A 17,384-nucleotide genomic window follows, 5' to 3' on the forward strand; every position below is an offset into this window, starting at 1 on the left:
CAATGGACGAATCTCACCAGTCCGATCCCCTTCGGCGCGCGCGCCTTCGCTGGCGCGCGCGGCGCGGCCTGCTGGAAAACGATCTGATCTTCGATCGTTTCTTCAGCCGATATGAGCATGACCTCAGTGACGCCGACGTGGCCGCATTGACCCGCCTGCTGGAGCTGAGCGACAACGAACTGATGGACCTGCTGCTGGCGCGCACGGAGCCGGAAGGCGACCTGGCGACGCCGGACGTGATCCGATTGCTGGAGATGCTGCGCTCCGCGTGATTTCAGCAGGAATTCGCGGAGTTTTGCAAAATAGGCCTGTTGCAGTGCACACAGACCGATAAACAGTTTTGCCGCGCAGCTTCCGTCGTGCAAATTATCGAAAACCTGTACCCATACTTCGATTGAGGATGTGCTATGACCCCGTCAGATGTTAAAGCCACGCTATCGTTCAGCGACAACTCGCCGAGCGTCGAAATGCCGATCTACAAGGGCACGATGGGCCCGGACGTGATCGACATCCGCAAGTTGTACGGTCAGACCGGCAAGTTCACGTATGACCCGGGCTTCATGTCGACGGCGTCGTGCAATTCCGCGATCACCTACATCGACGGTGACAAGGGCGAGCTGCTGTATCGCGGCTACCCGATCGAGCAGTTGGCCGTGAACGCCGACTTCCTCGAAACCTGCTACCTGCTGCTCAAGGGCGAGCTGCCGAACACGGCGCAGAACAAGGAATTCGTGGACACGGTCACGCGTCACACGATGGTGCACGAGCAGATGCACTTCTTCTTCCGCGGCTTCCGTCGCGACGCGCACCCGATGGCCGTGCTGACGGCCGCTGTCGGCGCGCTGTCGGCGTTCTATCACGACTCGCTGAACATCAACGATCCGCGTCACCGCGAAGTGTCGGCGATCCGCATGATCGCCAAGCTGCCGACGCTCGTCGCGATGGCGTACAAGTTCAGCATCGGCCAGCCGTTCGTGTATCCGAAGAACGAACTGTCGTACAGCGCGAACTTCATGCACATGATGTTCTCGAACCCGTGCGAAGAGTACAAGGTCAACGACGTGCTGGTGCGCGCGCTCGACCGCATCCTGATCCTGCACGCGGACCACGAGCAGAATGCGTCGACGTCCACGGTGCGTCTCGCGGGTTCGTCGGGCGCGAATCCGTTCGCGTGTATCGCGGCCGGTATCGCGTGTCTGTGGGGCCCGGCGCACGGCGGCGCGAACGAAGCGGCGCTGAACATGCTGGAAGAGATCGGCTCGGTCGACAACATTCCTGAGTTCATCAAGCAGGTGAAGGACAAGAACTCGGGCGTGAAGCTGATGGGCTTCGGTCACCGCGTGTACAAGAACTACGACCCGCGCGCGAAGCTGATGCGTGAGACGTGCCACGAAGTGCTGAACGAACTCGGTTTGCACGACGACCCGCTCTTCAAGCTCGCGATGCAACTGGAAAAGATCGCGCTGGAAGACGAATACTTCGTGTCGCGCAAGCTGTACCCGAACGTCGACTTCTACTCGGGCATCGTGCAGCGCGCGCTGGGCATCCCGACGTCGATGTTCACGTGCATCTTCGCGATGGCGCGCACGGTCGGCTGGATCGCGCAGTGGAACGAAATGATTGCGGATCCCGAGCAGAAGATCGGCCGCCCGCGTCAGTTGTTCATCGGCCAGACGCCGCGTGAAGCGAAGCCGCTGGCAAAGCGCTAAGCCGCGTTAACCGCGAGTTGGTATGGGAGAGCCCTGGCGAGTGATCGCCGGGGCTTTTTTGTTTCGAGGCCGGGCGAAACACTGAGTCGTTCGTGCCCGTCGATTGGCCGATCGGCAAAATTTCTTGCACGATATTCAATGCGCTCGAAGGCGTATTGCCGGCAACGGCGCGCCGAGCGTTGTCGACGATCCGAATCGTGGTTTTCATGGAATCGTTCGACCCGGAGGTTGCGAAGAACGCTCGATCACATCCCGAGCGGCGCCGGTCGCGGCGGCCGTTTAGCCCGAGCCGTCAGGGCAAATGCGTTCCGCACGGCTGCACCGATATTCGACGCAAGCTGGTAGTGCCGATACAGGTACTGATGCCACCACGATAACTAACTGTTTTTTATAGGTTTTTTCCATCATCCTAGTACCCGGGCCACGCGTGGAAGTGGCATAATCGGTCCACAAGCTGCCGATGAAACCACGGCGGCACCTCCCCGCAGTCACCTACGAAAGCGCTCACAATGGCACAGACTCTCTACGACAAACTGTGGAACACGCACGTTGTCCACACGGAAGAGGACGGCACCTCGATCCTCTACATCGACCGTCACCTGCTGCATGAAGTGACGAGCCCGCAGGCCTTCGAAGGCCTGAAGCTGGCCGAGCGCCCGGTGTGGCGCATCAGCGCGAACCTGGCGGTGTCCGATCACAACGTGCCGACGACCGATCGCTCGCACGGCATCGCCGATCCGGTCTCCAAGCTGCAAGTCGACACTCTCGACGAAAACTGCGACGCCTTCGGTATCACGCAGTTCAAGATGAACGATCTGCGCCAGGGCATCGTGCATATCATCGGGCCGGAGCAGGGCGCGACGCTGCCCGGCATGACGATCGTGTGCGGCGACTCGCACACGTCCACGCACGGCGCGTTCGGCGCGCTGGCGCATGGCATCGGCACGTCGGAAGTGGAGCACGTGCTCGCCACCCAGACGCTCCTGCAGAAAAAGAGCAAGAACATGCTCGTGCAGGTCGAAGGCACGTTGCCGCGCGGCTGCACGGCGAAGGACATCGTGCTCGCGATCATCGGCAAGATCGGCACGGCGGGCGGCACCGGCTACGCGATGGAATTCGGCGGCTCGACCATCCGCGCGCTGACGATGGAAGGCCGCATGACCGTCTGCAACATGGCGATCGAAGCGGGCGCGCGCGCGGGCATGGTCGCGGTCGACGACACGACCATCAATTACCTGAAGGACCGTCCGTACTCGCCGCAAGGCGTCGAGTGGAATCAGGCGGTCGAATACTGGCGTCAGTTCAAGTCGGATGACGGTGCGCAGTTCGACCGCGTCGTCGAGTTGAATGCCGCCGAGATCGTGCCGCAAGTGACGTGGGGCACGTCCCCCGAAATGGTGACGTCGATCGACGGCCGCGTGCCCGATCCCGACAAGGAAAAGGATCCCGTCAAGCGCGACGCGATGGAACGCGCGCTGACCTACATGGCGCTGCAGCCGAATACGCCGATCGAATCGATCAAGCCGGACAAGATCTTCATCGGCTCGTGCACGAACGCGCGCATCGAAGACCTGCGCGCGGCCGCGTATGTCGTGAAGTCGCTGGGCAAGCGCGTCGCGTCGAACATTCGTCTCGCGATGGTCGTGCCGGGATCGGGTCTCGTGAAGGCGCAAGCCGAGCGCGAAGGCCTGGACAAGATCTTCACGAACGCCGGTTTCGAATGGCGCGAGCCGGGCTGCTCGATGTGCCTCGCGATGAACGCCGACCGGCTGGAGCCGGGCGAGCGCTGCGCATCGACGTCGAACCGCAACTTCGAAGGCCGTCAGGGCGCGGGCGGACGCACGCACCTCGTGAGCCCCGCGATGGCCGCCGCCGCCGCGATCGAAGGCCACTTCGTCGACGTGCGCAAGCTCGCTTAAATATCCCGAGAGGTTCGATCGTCATGGAAAAATTCATTGTGCATAGCGGCCTCGTGGCGCCGCTGGATCGCGAGAACGTCGACACGGACGCGATCATCCCGAAGCAGTTTCTGAAGTCGATCAAGCGCACGGGTTTCGGCCCGAACGCGTTCGACGAATGGCGTTATCTCGATGTAGGCCAGCCCGGCCGAGACAACAGCAAGCGTCCGCTCAATCCGGATTTCGTGCTGAATCAGCCGCGCTATCAGGGCGCGTCGATTCTGCTCACGCGCAAGAATTTCGGCTGCGGCAGCTCGCGCGAGCACGCGCCGTGGGCGCTGGACCAGTACGGCTTCCGCGCGATCATCGCGCCGAGCTTCGCGGACATTTTCTATAACAACTGCTTCAAGAACGGCCTGTTGCCGGTCGCGCTGACGGAACAGCAGGTCGACAAGCTGTTCAACGAGACCTACGCGTTCGTCGGCTTTGAGCTGACGATCGATCTCGAAGCGCAAGTCGTGCGCACCGGCGACGGCACCGAGTACGCGTTCGAGGTGCCGGGCTTCCGCAAGTACTGCTTGCTGAACGGCTTCGACGATATCGGCCTCACGCTGCGTCATGCGGACAAGATCAAGCAGTTCGAGGCCGAGCGCCTGGCGAAGCAGCCGTGGTTGAACAACCGGCTCGTTGGATAACCGAACTACGACACACGAAGAAGGAAGAGACGATGAAGATTGCAGTGTTGCCCGGCGACGGGATCGGTCCGGAAATCACCGCCGAAGCGGTCAAGGTGCTGAACGCGCTCGGCGAGAAGTTCGAGCTGGAAGAGGCGCCGGTCGGGGGAGCGGGCTATGAGGCGAAGGGCCATCCGTTGCCCGATTCCACGCTGGCGCTCGCGAAGGAAGCCGATGCGATCCTGTTCGGCGCGGTCGGCGACTGGAAATACGACAAGCTCGAGCGCGCGCTGCGCCCCGAACAGGCGATTCTCGGCTTGCGCAAGCATCTGCAGCTTTTCGCGAACTTTCGTCCGGCGATCTGCTATCCGCAACTGACGGGCGCATCGTCGTTGAAGCCGGAGATCGTGTCGGGGCTCGACATTCTCATCGTCCGCGAGCTCAACGGCGACATCTACTTCGGCGCGCCGCGCGGCCTGCGCGAAGCGCCGGACGGCCCGTTCGCGGGCGCGAAGGAAGGCTTCGACACGATGCGCTATTCGGAGCCCGAAGTGCGCCGCATCGCGCATGTCGCGTTTGCGGCGGCACAGAAGCGCCAGAAGAAGCTGACGAGCGTCGACAAGGCGAACGTGCTCGAAACGTCGCAGTTGTGGCGCGACACGATGATCGACGTCGCGAAGGAATATCCGGACGTCGAGCTGTCGCACATGTACGTCGACAACGCCGCGATGCAACTGGTCAAGGCGCCGAAGGCGTTCGACGTCGTGGTGACCGGCAACATGTTCGGCGACATCCTGTCGGACGAAGCCGCGATGCTCACCGGCTCCATCGGCATGCTGCCGTCGGCGTCGCTCGACAAGAACAACAAGGGTCTGTACGAGCCGTCGCACGGTTCCGCGCCGGATATCGCGGGCAAGGGCGTCGCCAATCCGCTCGCGACCATCCTCTCGGCAGCGATGATGCTGCGTTATTCGCTCGGCAAGACGGAGCAGGCGGATCGCATCGAAAGCGCGGTGAAGAAGGTGCTGGAGCAGGGTTACCGGACCGGCGACATAGCGACGGCGGACGGCAAGGTCGTCGGCACGAAGGAAATGGGCGACGCGGTGCTGAAGGCGCTGTAATCTCGAAAAAGGCGATCGGCGCTGCAAGCAAAAGAGCGGCCGATCGTCTCTTTTTACCGATGTTCGCGCACGATCCGTACGATTTTCACGCACCTGCAGCATGACGCCGTCGAAAACGTCTGGTAATCGTGTATATTGCTTTGCTATGGCGAAGAACTCTCAATTCTCTCTGGATTCCATCGGACGCGGCTCAAAGACGCTCGCGACGGAACTCGCCATCAGCACGCGCATCGTGGCCATCAAAGCCACGGTTAAAACGCGCATTACGAAAATCTCCATCAAAGCGATCACGATTCGCTGATCGTCCCTCGTGTCCGAGCGTCTTCCCCGCGCGGCCACGCCGGGTAAAGATGCGGGGAAGCGTCCACAGTTAAGGGTTAGTCATGAACGTAGGTCTCGTTGGTTGGCGCGGTATGGTCGGCAGCGTCCTGATGCAGCGCATGCAGCAGGAAGGCGATTTCGACTTGATCGAACCGGTGTTCTTCAGCACCAGCAATGCGGGCGGCAACGCGCCGTCGTTCGCCAAAAACGAGACGAAGCTCAAAGACGCGACGAGCATCGACGACCTGAAGAAGTGCGACGCCATCATCACCTGCCAGGGCGGCGACTACACCAACGAGGTGTATCCGAAGCTGCGCGCGGCGGGCTGGAAGGGCTACTGGATCGACGCGGCCTCGGCGCTGCGCATGAAGGACGACGCGGTCATCATCCTCGATCCGGTCAACCTGAACGTCATCAAGGATTCGCTCGTGAAGGGCGGCCGCGACTTCATCGGCGGCAACTGCACGGTCAGCCTGATGCTGATGGCGCTCGGCGGCCTGTTCCGCGAGAACCTGGTCGAATGGACGACCGCGATGACCTATCAGGCCGCTTCGGGCGCGGGCGCGCAGAACATGCGCGAACTGCTCCAGCAAATGGGCGTGCTCTACGGTTCCGCGAAGGAAGATCTGGCCGATCCGTCGTCGGCGATTCTCGATATCGACCGGCGCGTGCTCGCCGCGATGAACGGCGAGCGCATGCCCGTCGACAACTTCGGCGTGCCGCTCGCGGGCTCGCTGATTCCGTGGATCGACAAGGATCTCGGCAACGGCATGTCGAAGGAAGAGTGGAAGGGCGGCGCGGAAACCAACAAGATTCTCGGCAAGCCGGCCATGGGCACGCCGGGCTCGATTCCCGTCGACGGTCTCTGCGTGCGTATCGGCGCGATGCGCTGCCACTCGCAGGCGCTCACCATCAAGCTCTCGAAGGACGTGCCGCTGGACGAAGTGCATGGCATCCTCGCGTCGGCGAACGACTGGGTGAAGGTCGTGCCGAACGAGCGCGAAGCGTCGATCCGCGATCTTTCGCCTGCGGTCGTCACGGGCACGCTGACGGTGCCGGTCGGCCGTCTGCGCAAGCTGGCGATGGGCGGCGATTATCTGTCGGCCTTCACCGTCGGCGATCAACTGTTGTGGGGCGCCGCCGAACCGCTGCGCCGCATGCTGCGCATCCTGCTCGACAAGTAAAGTAAACTACGCGCCTGGAAGCGCGAGCCAAATCCGAAAGCGTCGCGTTTCTCGCGACGCTTTTTGTTTTTGTGCGGTGTTCTTGAAACACCGTGGTTATCGAACGGTTTTCAGCCGTATGTTTCAATTTTTGCCGTACCCGGAGCCTCAATGATCCAACGACCTCGCCGGTCTTTCCTTTCATCATCGCGTGCGGCATTCGCCGTGGCAGGTTTCGCTGCCTGCGCGATGTTCTGGGCGATTCCCGGCGATGCGCTCGCCCAGGCAAGCGGCGCCGCCGCGCCTGCCACGACGGGACAGACGTACGCGGTCAAGCCGGGTCAATCGCTGAACGACATCGCCGGCGAGCTCACCGGGTCCAAGGATCGCGACGTGCGCGCGAAGGCAGCGCGCGCGCTGTTCGACGCCAATCCCAACGCCTTCGGGAATCACGATATCAACAAGCTGAGGCTCGGCGCGGTGCTGAACGTGCCTGCGGATCTGAGCGGCGCGGCGTCTGCACTGCCCGCGGCTTCCGCGCCCGAGGCGCAGCAGACTGCGCCCGCCGAGGCGCCCGCCGCCGCCAGCGCGGCGGCACCCGCTTCGCAGAGCACGGCGATGGCGTCGGCTGCGGCGAGCGCGTCGGCCGTCGAGCCGCAAGCAAGCGCAACCGCGGCACCGGAGCAAACGACGCCCGAGGCTGCATCGGCGGTCGCCGCGCCCGCGAGCGAGCCCGCTGCGGCTGCGCCCATGCCGGCTAGCCGAAGCGGCGTGACGGCGGCGACCATCGGACTTTCACCGTTCGTCGTGGCCGTCGCGATCTTGGTGATCGGTGCCCTGCTGCTCAGAAAGCGGCGCAAGAAGCGAGCCGCCGCGCCGAATGATGGAAACGTCGACCGAGCGCCCCGGACCTTCGCGAGTCTGGAGGAGGCTCAAGCTGACGCCAACGCGCGCAACGAAGCGCTGCGCAAGGCGAAGGTTGGTCCGGAAGGCCAACGGCCTGGCGAGGACCAATCCGGGCTTGCCGCAGCGGCTGCGTTTGTCGATCAAGCAGACGCGGCTCGGGCACCCGTCGTCCCGTCCGAAGACGAGCCTGCGCCAACCACTGAAGCGAAGCCGATCGCCGATACCGCCCATGCCGGCCATCCGGCACAAGAAGCGCCGTTCGCGCCGGTTGCGCCTGCCGCCCGTCATCCCGATTTCGTGCCACCTGTCAGCGAACCCGACCCGCACGATCAGCATGAGCAGCACGCGCGTGAGATCGCGGCGCGAGAGGCGGCACGCCGCGAAGCGGAAAAGTGGGAAACCGAAGAGCGCGAAGCCGCGGCCCGTCAGGCCGCCGCGCGCGAGGCCGAAGAGCGCGAGATCCGGGCGCGCGAAGCCGCCGCGCGGGAAGCGCTCACACGCGAACTGGCGCATCGTGAAGCCGAGCAGCGCGAGGCCGAACTGCGTCAGGTAACCGAGCGCGAGGAGCAGGCGCGCGAGGCTGCCGCACGCGAGATCATCGCGCGTGAGGCGGAACTGCGCGAACTTCAGGCGCGCGCCGCCGAAGAGAGCGCCGCGGAACAACGCGCCGCCGAGCAGCGCGACATCGAGGACCAGGCGGCGCGCGAAGCGGAAAAATCGGGGATTGCGCCGGATGAAGAGCCGGTGCTCGCCCATCGCTTCCCCATGCCCAAGTTTCCCCAGGACGCGATTCAGGCGCTCGGCTCCCTCGAAATGGAACTGCCGCCGCGCATGGAACTGTCGATCAAGCCGCCCAGTGCGACCGTGCCAGTGATCGAGACGTCAGCGTCGACGAGCGATACGCCGTCGCACGCGCAGCATCCCGCAGCCTTGCAGCCGCCGCCGGCCGAAGTACAACCGATCGCACAGGTGCCGTTCGTCCCGCAGCCGCTGGCGCGACCCGAAACGGCGCGGCAAACCCAGTCGCAAGGCCAGTCCGTGGCATCGCAGATAGAAGCGGGTACCGCCGGCGCGGCATCGGTTGCAGGCCTCGGCGCCACCCGTTTCGGACCGCTCAGCCTCGATTTCGACCTGGGAGCGGCGTCGAGCACGACTGAGCCGCTGCCCGCGCTGACGCCCGCACAACTGGCGACGATCGCGCGTAACAAGCTCGAATTGGCCGCGGAATATATCGAGTTGGGCGATCTTTCCGGCGCGCGCACGCTGTTGCAGGAAGTGATCGAATCGAACGATCCGGCAACGCGTCAGCAGGCCGCCACGCTCTTGTCGACGCTCGCGCCGCATTCCTGATGCGCATCGCTTTAGGCATTCAGTACGACGGCGCGGCGTTTTGCGGCTGGCAGTCGCAGCCGCACGGCAAGACGGTGCAGAACGAACTGGAACGCGCGCTCGCGAATTTTGCGCAGACGCCGCTCCCTACCGTCGTGGCCGGACGCACGGACACGGGTGTGCACGGGCTCGGCCAGGTCGTGCATTTCGACACCGAACTCGATCGCGCCGAATTCTCGTGGGTGCGCGGCACGAACGCGTTTTTGCCCGACACCGTCGCGGTGCAATGGGCGAAGCCGATGCCCGATGACTTTCACGCGCGCTTCGCCGCTTTCGAGCGGACTTATTATTACGTTCTGTACGCCAATCCCGTGCGTTCACCCATGCTCGCGAAACGCGCAGGCTGGGTGCACACACCGCTGGACGTCGAGGCGATGCGCGCATCGATCGCGTGCCTGATCGGCGAGCACGATTTTTCGTCTTTTCGCGCCGCCGATTGCCAGTCGAAGACGCCCGTGAAATACCTTTATCAAATCGATGTGCGCGAGCAGGGCGACTTCATCCACTTTCGGTTTCGCGCCAATGCGTTTCTGCATCACATGGTGCGCAATCTGATGGGATGTTTCGTCGCGATCGGCCGAGGTCGTCATCCGGCCTCGTGGATGGCCGACATCCTCGCCGCCCGCGATCGTCGCGCCGCCGCCCCGACCTTCATGCCCGATGGGCTGTATCTGGCCGAGGTCGGCTATCCTGAACACTTCGCGGTGCCGCCGCCGCATATTGCCAGCATGCCCTGGAGCGCAATCTGGGCAGAGCCGAAATGACAGATCGTGATTTGCATCGCACCCGCATCAAGCTATGCGGACTTTCGCGCGTCGAGGACGTGCAGCACGCCGTCGCGCTCGGCGCGGACGCCGTGGGCTTCGTGTTTTATCCGCCGAGTCCGCGCTCCGTGAGCGTCGCGCAGGCCGTCGAGCTGGCGCGACAGGTGCCCCCGCTCGTGTCGTCCGTCGGGCTTTTCGTGAACGCGACGCCCGAATGGATTCGCGAAGTCGCATCCAGTGTGCCGCTGTCGCTCCTGCAATTTCATGGCGACGAAACCCCCGAGCAGTGCGAGGAACTTGCAGCAATTGCGGGTTTATCCTATTGGCGCGCACTGCGAATTGGGCCTGATGCGTCGACAAGCCATTTGATAGAATCGTCTTTCAAGTTCAAAGCCGCAGGCGGCCTTCTGCTCGACGCTCTCGTCGAGGGCTTCGGCGGCGGTGGAAAGGTATTCGATTGGTCACTTATCCCAACAGATCTCGGGCATCGGGCCGTTTTGAGTGGTGGGTTGAACGCGCAAAACGTCAGTGACGCCATTCGGCGTGTGCGCCCGTACGCGGTCGATGTCTCGAGCGGCATCGAAGTGCCGGGCGCCAAGGGCGTGAAGGATCCCGCCCGAATGGCGGCATTCGTGCGCGCGGTGCGCGAAGCGGATGCTGGGTGAATCGAACGTGGCCGCGCTGTCGGCCACGTAACCGAGAGAGTGACGCAATGTACAACTTGCCAGACGAAAGAGGCCACTTCGGCCAATATGGAGGCGTGTTCGTCTCCGAAACGCTTATCCACGCGCTCGATGAATTGCGCGCCGCGTACGAGGCGGCACGCCAGGATCCCGAGTTTCTCGCCGAATACGAGTACGAGCTCAAGCATTACGTGGGCCGTCCGTCGCCGATTTATCACGCAAAGCGCTGGAGTGAAATGCTCGGCGGCGCGCAGCTTTATCTCAAACGCGAAGACCTGAATCACACCGGCGCTCACAAGGTCAACAACGTGATCGGGCAGGCGCTGCTCGCCCGCAAGATGGGCAAGCCGCGCGTGATCGCCGAGACCGGCGCGGGCCAGCACGGCGTGGCGACCGCGACGATCGCGGCGCGTTTCGGCATGGAATGCGTTGTCTACATGGGCGCGGAGGACGTGCGTCGTCAGGCGGCGAACGTCTATCGCATGAAGCTGCTGGGCGCGACGGTCGTGCCGGTCGAATCCGGCTCGAAGACGCTGAAGGACGCCCTCAACGAGGCCATGCGCGACTGGGTGACGAACGTCGAAAACACGTTCTATATCATCGGCACCGTGGCCGGCCCGCATCCGTATCCGATGATGGTGCGCGACTTCCAGCGCGTGATCGGCGACGAGTGCCGGGTGCAGATGCCCGAAATGGCCGGCCGTCAGCCGGACGCCGTGATCGCATGCGTTGGCGGCGGATCGAACGCGATGGGTATCTTTTATCCGTATATCGACGACAAAGCCGTCAAGCTGATCGGCGTCGAAGCAGCCGGCGACGGCATCGATACCGGTCGTCATGCCGCATCGCTGATGGGCGGCAGTCCGGGTGTGCTGCACGGCAATCGCACGTATCTGCTGCAGGACGAAAACGGCCAGATCATCGAGACGCATTCGGTTTCCGCGGGTCTCGACTATCCGGGCGTCGGTCCCGAGCACGCGTGGCTGAAGGACGCGGGACGCGCGGAGTACGTCGGCATCACCGACGACGAAGCGCTCAAGGCCTTCCACGACTGCTGCCGCATCGAAGGCATCATCCCGGCGCTGGAATCGAGCCACGCGCTCGCCTACGGCGCCAAGCTCGCCAAGACGTTGCCGCGCGACAAGGTGCTGCTCGTCAATTTGTCGGGCCGGGGCGACAAGGACATGCACACGGTCGCCGAGCGATCGGGCATCCAGTTCTGAGCGCCTGATCGATGCGCACCGTCATCGACGAGCCGTTGTCCGCCGGCGCCCTTCAGAGCGCCGGCAGTGACATCCGCAACCGCGATTTTCTGGCCGATGCCGAACACATTCCCGACGCGTCGATCGATCTGATCGTCGCGGATCCGCCCTATGGTCTGGGCAAGGATTACGGGAACGACTCGGACATGCTGTCCGGCGACGCTTTTCTGGAGTGGACGTATCGCTGGCTCGATCTGGCGATTCCCAAGCTCAAGGCGAGCGGTTCGCTGTACATCTTCTGCACCTGGCAGTATTCGCCCGAACTGTTCGTGTTCCTGAAACGCCGCCTCCTGATGATCAACGAAATCGTCTGGGACCGGCGCGTGCCGAGCATGGGCGGAACGACGCGCAAATTTACGTCGGTGCATGACAACATCGGTTATTTCGCGGTATCGAAGGATTACTACTTCGATCTCGATCCGGTGCGCATTCCCTACGACGCAGAGACGAAAAAGGCGCGCTCGCGAAAGATTTTCGAAGGCAGCAAGTGGCTGGAGCTGGGTTACAACCCGAAGGATGTCTGGTCGGTGTCGCGTCTGCACAGGCAGCACGCAGAGCGGGTCGACCATCCGACGCAGAAGCCGCTGGAGATCGTCGAGCGCATGGTGCTCGCGAGCTGTCCTCCGGGTGGCCGCGTGCTCGACCCGTTCATGGGAAGCGGCACGACGGCGGTCGCGTGCGCGCGGCACGATCGGCAATTCACGGGTTACGAGATCAACGCGGATTACTGCGCAATCGCGGAAACCCGGACTGCCGAAGCGCGCACCGCGCGGCTCAAGCCGGACGAGCCCGTACGAGCGCGCCGAAAGCCGCTCATGACGACCGACACTGCTGCGCAAGCCGAATAGCGTCTTTTTCGTCGCTGATCGCGTCAGATGCGTACTGAAGAGTACCGAAGCGTCTGACGTCAACGAATACGACCACGAGAATTCTCATGTCCCGTATCAAGAATACTTTTGCGGCGTTGGCCGCGCAGGGCAAAAAAGGGCTGATCCCGTTCATCACGGCGGGCGACCCGAATCCCGAACAAACCGTCGAGTTCATGCACGCGCTGGCGAAGGGCGGCGCGGACGTCATCGAACTGGGCGTGCCGTTTTCCGATCCGATGGCCGATGGTCCTGTCATCCAGCGGTCGTCAGAGCGCGCCCTCGCGCGCGGCGTGACGCTCAAGAGCGTGCTGGCCGATGTCGCGCGCTTCCGGCAAACCGACGACAAGACGCCTGTCGTGCTGATGGGCTACGCGAATCCGATCGAACGCATGGGCGCCGACGCGTTCGCCAAGGCCGCGAAGGAAGCGGGCGTCGACGGCGTGCTTGTCGTCGATTACCCGCCCGAGGAAGCGGAAGGCTTCGGCGCGTCGATGCGCGAAGCCGGCATCGATCCGATCTTCCTGCTCGCGCCGACATCGACGGATGAGCGCGTCGCGGCGGTCGGCAAGATCGCGAGCGGCTATGTCTACTACGTATCGCTGAAAGGCGTGACCGGCGCGGCAAATCTGGACGTTTCCAGCATCGCGAGTAAAATCCCGGCCATCAAGTCGCGCGTGCCCCTGCCGGTCGGCGTCGGTTTCGGCATTCGCGACGCCCAGACCGCGCGAGCCGTCGCCGATGTCGCGGACGCCGTCGTCATCGGCAGCCGCCTCGTGCAACTCCTCGAGGACGCGAAGCCGGACGCCGCGGCCGCGTCGCTGACGAGCTTCATCGCCGAAATTCGTCAGGCGCTCGACGCCGCACAGTAAAATACGCGCCGCCGCGGGCCGCCTCATTCGGGCGTGCGCCGCGCGGCGACCGATCAGTCAAGGAAAAACGATGAGCTGGCTCGACAAACTGCTGCCGCCGAAGATCAAGCAAACCGATCCCAAAAGCCGCAAGGGCATCCCCGAGGGCCTGTGGGTGAAGTGCCCGGCGTGCGAGGCGGTGCTGTATCGCAACGACGTCGAGGCGAACCTGCACGTTTGCCCGAAGTGCAGCCATCACATGCGCATCGGCGCGCGCGAGCGGCTCGACCGCCTGCTCGATCCGGAAGGCCGCTACGAAATCGGCCAGGAAGTCGTGCCGGTCGACGCGCTGAAGTTCAAGGACAGCCGCAAGTATCCCGATCGCATTAAAGAAGCGATGGAGGATACCGACGAGACCGATGCCATGGTCGTCATGGGCGGCGCGATCCACACGATTCCATGCGTCGTCGCGTGCTTCGAATTCTCGTTCATGGGCGGCTCGATGGGCTCGGTGGTCGGCGAGCGCTTCGTGCGCGGCGCGCGCAATGCGCTCGAGCAGAACGTGCCGTTCATCTGCTTCACGGCGTCGGGCGGCGCGCGCATGCAGGAGAGCCTGCTTTCGCTCATGCAGATGGCCAAGACCACCGCGCTTCTGACCAAGCTGTCGGACGCCAAACTGCCGTTCATTTCCGTGCTGACCGACCCGACGATGGGCGGCGTGTCCGCGAGCTTCGCGTTCCTCGGCGACGTCGTGATCGGCGAACCGAAAGCGTTGATCGGCTTCGCCGGCCCGCGCGTGATCGAGCAGACCGTGCGCGAGAAGCTGCCGGAAGGCTTCCAGCGCGCGGAGTTCCTGTTGCAGAAGGGCGCGATCGATATGATCGTCGATCGCCGCAAGATGCGCGAAGAACTCGCCCAGTTGATGGCGCTGATGACGCGGCAGCCCGCCGATTCGGTCGCCTGAGTCGTTGATATGCAGCGCCGCGCGCGAACCCTGAGGTTCCGCGCGGCGTTTTGCTTTTCCGGTCTCTAAAATGAACACTTTCCCCACTCTCGACGCCTGGCTTGCCCATCTGGAAGCGGCGCATCCGGTCGGCATCGACATGGGCCTCGCGCGCATCGGCAAGGTGAAGGATGCGCTCGGGCTGCGCTTCGATTGTCCCGTGATCACCGTCGGCGGCACGAACGGCAAGGGCTCGACGTGCGCGATCATCGAAACGATCCTGCTGCGCGCGGGTTATCGCGTCGGCTGCCATACCTCGCCGCATCTGTTGTCGTTCAACGAGCGCGCGCGCATCGATGGCGCCGACGCGAGCGACGCCGATCTGCTCGAACATTTCGCGGCCGTCGAAAAGGCTCGCGCGAGCCGGTCCGAGCCGGTTTCGCTGACTTACTTCGAATTCACCACGCTAGCGATCCTGCATCTTTTCGCGTCGCGCGGGCTCGATGCGGTGATTCTGGAAGTGGGGCTCGGCGGGCGTCTGGACGCGGTGAACATCGTCGATACGGACTGCGCGGTGATCACGAGCATCGACATCGACCATACGGATTTTCTCGGCGATACGCGCGAGAAGATCGGCTTCGAGAAGGCGGGCATTTTCCGCGCGGGCAAGCCGGCGGTTTGCGGAGATCCGTCGCCGCCGCAAAGCCTGATCGATCACGCTGAGGCGATCGGCGCGGACCTCTGGCTCGTCGGACGCGACTTCCGTTACGAGGCGCAACCGGGCAACGAGCGTCAGCAGTGGAGCTATATCGGCCGCGCGCAGCGGCGTTCGGCGCTCGCGTATCCGGCGCTGCGCGGCGCGAATCAGCTGATTAACACGTCGGCGGCGCTCGCCGCGCTGGAATCGCTGCGCGACCGGCTGCCGGTCTCGGCACAGGATATCCGGCTCGGGCTGGCGAATGTCGAGTTGCCGGGCCGCTTCCAGGTGCTGCCAGGCAAGCCGCAGATCATTCTCGATGTGGCGCACAATCCTCACGCCGCTGCCGTTTTGGCGCAAAATCTCGGCAATATGGGCTATTTTCCGTACACGTATGCGGTGTTCGGCGCGATGCGCGACAAGGACATCGAAGGCGTCCTGAAACAGCTCAAGGGAGAGATCGACCACTGGAACGTGACCGCGCTGCCTACGCCGCGCGCCGCGTCGGCGGAGCAACTCGAACATGCCTTGCGCGATTCCGGTGTCAACGACAGCGCCGACAGCAGCGTTTCCCGATTTGAAACACCTGCGGCAGCTTTTCAAGATGCATTAAGTCGAGCCTCCGAAAATGATAGAATTTTGGTTTTCGGCAGTTTCTACACGGTAGCGGGCGTCATGGCCTACCGTCGAATGCAGCATAACTAGCAGCATCTTTGAGACGGGCGGCCGTCAGCACCAAGCGATACATGGGACTCTTTTCGTTCGGCAAGAAAGACGACTCCGGTCGCGACGCATACTCCGAATCTTCACGCGGCTCGCGTCACACCGTCCGCACGGAACGCCGCACGCGCAGATCCGAGCGCACCGACGCCGACGCGATGATGCTCGATCCCACCTTGCCGGAGAAGCAGCGCGCACGCCGCAGGCTCGTCGGCGCGATTGCGCTGGTGCTCGCCGCCGTCATCGTCCTGCCGATGGTGCTGGATTCCCGTCCCAAGCCCGTCACTGACGACATTTCCATCGATATCCCCAATCGTCCCGCCCCCGCCGCGAAGCAGTCGCGCGAAGCGAACGACGCGGACACGCAGGCCGGCGTGGCGCATGAGGCGCCGGCAGGCGCGTCGGGCAGCGTTTCCGCTGGCGTGACGCAGCCGCCGGCGGGCGCGCCGACGGCGACGGCCCAGGCGAAGCCCGAGCCGAAGCCCGAAGCGAAAACGGAAGCGAAGCCGTCGAAGCCGGCCGCCGTAGCGAATCAGAACGCGAAGCCGCAGGCCGCCGAGCCTTCCGAGGAAGCCAACGCGAACACCGCGGCGAACGCGGCCGCAGGCGCGGCCAACACGCCGTCGTCGCCGGCTGGCAGCCGCTTCGTGCTGCAAATCGGCCAGTTCGACGACGAAACCGCCGCGCAGAACTGGGTCAACAAGTTGAAGTCAGCGGGCGTGCCCGCATATCTCGAACATCGCAAACAATCGGATGGGGCGACCAAGGCGCTGCTGCGCGCGGGTCCGTTCCCGGATCGCGCGTCGGCGCAGGCGGCGCTGGTGAAGGTGCGCCAGGCCGGTCTGGGCGGCGGCACCCGGGCATCGAACTAAACAGGCTCGATGTTCACCGCTTTCGACTACGCCGTGATGGCCGTGATCGGCCTGTCCGCGCTGCGCGGCATGTGGCGCGGTCTGTTGGCAGAAGCATTCGGTCTGGTCGGCTGGGTTGCCGCCATCCTGATCGCCGGGCGCTTCGTCGGGCTCGTGGTGCCGTATATCCCGTCGACGTGGCCCGGCGGCGCGCTCACGCAATGGCTCGTGGCGTTTGTGCTGGTGGTCGCGGCGGTGCTGCTCGTATCGAGCGTGCTGTCGGCGCTTTTGACGCGCATCACGGAAGTGACCGGCCTGCGCGGCGTGGACCGTTCGTTGGGCTTGCTGTTCGGCCTCGTCAGAGGGGCTATATTGGTAGTGATTCTGGTCGCCCTGGCTGGCCTGACCGAACTGCCGGAAAAGGATTTTTGGCGCAATGCGCTGCTGCGGCCGATGGCCGAGCAAGGCGTGCGCGAATTGAAACCGCTGCTCCCCGATACGCTCGCCGCGTATGTGCACGTCGCTCCCCAACCGAGCGGCCCGGCGCCAGACGCCGCACAATAGAT

General features: G+C 63.8%; 18 protein-coding genes. 17 read left to right on the forward strand and 1 reads right to left on the reverse strand.

Features of this window, described 5'->3' with window-relative positions; genetic code table 11:
* Positions 1-2 precede the first annotated feature (2 nt).
* The 7 genes from U4Y90_RS04375 (at position 3) to asd (ending at position 6,907) form a co-directional block, all read left to right on the forward strand.
* Positions 3-272, forward strand: coding sequence for a succinate dehydrogenase assembly factor 2 (locus U4Y90_RS04375; protein WP_321792615.1), 270 nt, complete (start codon positions 3-5; stop codon positions 270-272).
* A 135-nt stretch (positions 273-407) separates the two neighbouring features.
* Positions 408-1,709, forward strand: a complete 1,302-nt coding sequence (gene gltA / locus U4Y90_RS04380) for a citrate synthase (RefSeq protein ID WP_321792617.1) — start codon at positions 408-410, stop codon at positions 1,707-1,709.
* 509 nt (positions 1,710-2,218) lie between these two features.
* A complete protein-coding gene (gene leuC, locus U4Y90_RS04385) occupies positions 2,219-3,628 on the forward strand; it encodes a 3-isopropylmalate dehydratase large subunit (RefSeq protein WP_321792619.1) in 1,410 nt (469 codons plus the stop codon).
* A 23-nt stretch (positions 3,629-3,651) separates the two neighbouring features.
* Entirely contained in the window at positions 3,652-4,302 is a 651-nt protein-coding gene (gene leuD / locus U4Y90_RS04390) for a 3-isopropylmalate dehydratase small subunit (protein WP_321792621.1), read from the forward strand.
* Between the two features lie 32 nt (positions 4,303-4,334).
* On the forward strand, positions 4,335-5,402 hold the full coding sequence (gene leuB / locus U4Y90_RS04395; protein ID WP_008354048.1) for a 3-isopropylmalate dehydrogenase: 1,068 nt from the start codon (positions 4,335-4,337) through the stop codon (positions 5,400-5,402).
* Between the two features lie 100 nt (positions 5,403-5,502).
* Positions 5,503-5,703, forward strand: coding sequence for a hypothetical protein (locus tag U4Y90_RS04400; protein ID WP_321792626.1), 201 nt, complete (start codon positions 5,503-5,505; stop codon positions 5,701-5,703).
* 82 nt (positions 5,704-5,785) lie between these two features.
* The gene (asd, locus tag U4Y90_RS04405; RefSeq protein WP_321792628.1) at positions 5,786-6,907 is read left to right on the forward strand and encodes an aspartate-semialdehyde dehydrogenase; all 1,122 of its coding nucleotides are present in this window, start codon (positions 5,786-5,788) and stop codon (positions 6,905-6,907) included.
* 428 nt (positions 6,908-7,335) lie between these two features.
* Here asd and U4Y90_RS04410 read toward each other — a convergent pair whose 3' ends face one another.
* Positions 7,336-7,638, reverse strand: a complete 303-nt coding sequence (locus U4Y90_RS04410; RefSeq protein WP_321792630.1) for a hypothetical protein — start codon at positions 7,636-7,638, stop codon at positions 7,336-7,338.
* Positions 7,639-7,657: 19 nt separating this feature from the next.
* Here U4Y90_RS04410 and U4Y90_RS04415 point away from each other — a divergent pair, with 19 nt between their 5' ends.
* From U4Y90_RS04415 to U4Y90_RS04460, 10 genes are all read left to right on the forward strand, one after another.
* Positions 7,658-9,142: a FimV/HubP family polar landmark protein gene (locus U4Y90_RS04415; RefSeq protein WP_321792632.1), complete on the forward strand. Its 1,485-nt coding sequence runs from the start codon at positions 7,658-7,660 to the stop codon at positions 9,140-9,142.
* Positions 9,142-9,945 (forward strand): tRNA pseudouridine(38-40) synthase TruA, encoded by an 804-nt coding sequence (gene truA / locus U4Y90_RS04420; protein WP_321792634.1) that lies wholly within the window; start codon positions 9,142-9,144, stop codon positions 9,943-9,945. The genes U4Y90_RS04415 and truA overlap by 1 nt, the downstream gene beginning before the upstream one ends.
* On the forward strand, positions 9,942-10,610 hold the full coding sequence (locus U4Y90_RS04425) for a phosphoribosylanthranilate isomerase (RefSeq protein ID WP_321792636.1): 669 nt from the start codon (positions 9,942-9,944) through the stop codon (positions 10,608-10,610). The genes truA and U4Y90_RS04425 overlap by 4 nt, the downstream gene beginning before the upstream one ends.
* Positions 10,611-10,657: 47 nt before the next feature.
* Positions 10,658-11,851 (forward strand): tryptophan synthase subunit beta, encoded by a 1,194-nt coding sequence (gene trpB / locus U4Y90_RS04430; protein ID WP_321792638.1) that lies wholly within the window; start codon positions 10,658-10,660, stop codon positions 11,849-11,851.
* An 11-nt stretch (positions 11,852-11,862) separates the two neighbouring features.
* Positions 11,863-12,738, forward strand: coding sequence for a site-specific DNA-methyltransferase (locus tag U4Y90_RS04435; protein WP_321792639.1), 876 nt, complete (start codon positions 11,863-11,865; stop codon positions 12,736-12,738).
* An 86-nt stretch (positions 12,739-12,824) separates the two neighbouring features.
* Positions 12,825-13,628 (forward strand): tryptophan synthase subunit alpha, encoded by an 804-nt coding sequence (gene trpA, locus U4Y90_RS04440; protein WP_321792641.1) that lies wholly within the window; start codon positions 12,825-12,827, stop codon positions 13,626-13,628.
* 70 nt (positions 13,629-13,698) lie between these two features.
* Positions 13,699-14,571 (forward strand): acetyl-CoA carboxylase, carboxyltransferase subunit beta, encoded by an 873-nt coding sequence (accD, locus tag U4Y90_RS04445; protein WP_321792643.1) that lies wholly within the window; start codon positions 13,699-13,701, stop codon positions 14,569-14,571.
* 70 nt (positions 14,572-14,641) lie between these two features.
* Positions 14,642-15,952 (forward strand): bifunctional tetrahydrofolate synthase/dihydrofolate synthase, encoded by a 1,311-nt coding sequence (gene folC / locus U4Y90_RS04450; protein ID WP_321792645.1) that lies wholly within the window; start codon positions 14,642-14,644, stop codon positions 15,950-15,952.
* A 41-nt stretch (positions 15,953-15,993) separates the two neighbouring features.
* Entirely contained in the window at positions 15,994-16,839 is an 846-nt protein-coding gene (locus tag U4Y90_RS04455) for an SPOR domain-containing protein (protein WP_321792647.1), read from the forward strand.
* A gap of 9 nt (positions 16,840-16,848) precedes the next feature.
* Positions 16,849-17,382, forward strand: a complete 534-nt coding sequence (locus U4Y90_RS04460; protein ID WP_321792649.1) for a CvpA family protein — start codon at positions 16,849-16,851, stop codon at positions 17,380-17,382.
* The last annotated feature ends 2 nt before the right edge of the window (positions 17,383-17,384 follow it).

It is taken from the genome of Caballeronia sp. J97 (genome assembly GCF_905220305.1).
In the GTDB taxonomy this organism is placed as follows: domain Bacteria; phylum Pseudomonadota; class Gammaproteobacteria; order Burkholderiales; family Burkholderiaceae; genus Caballeronia.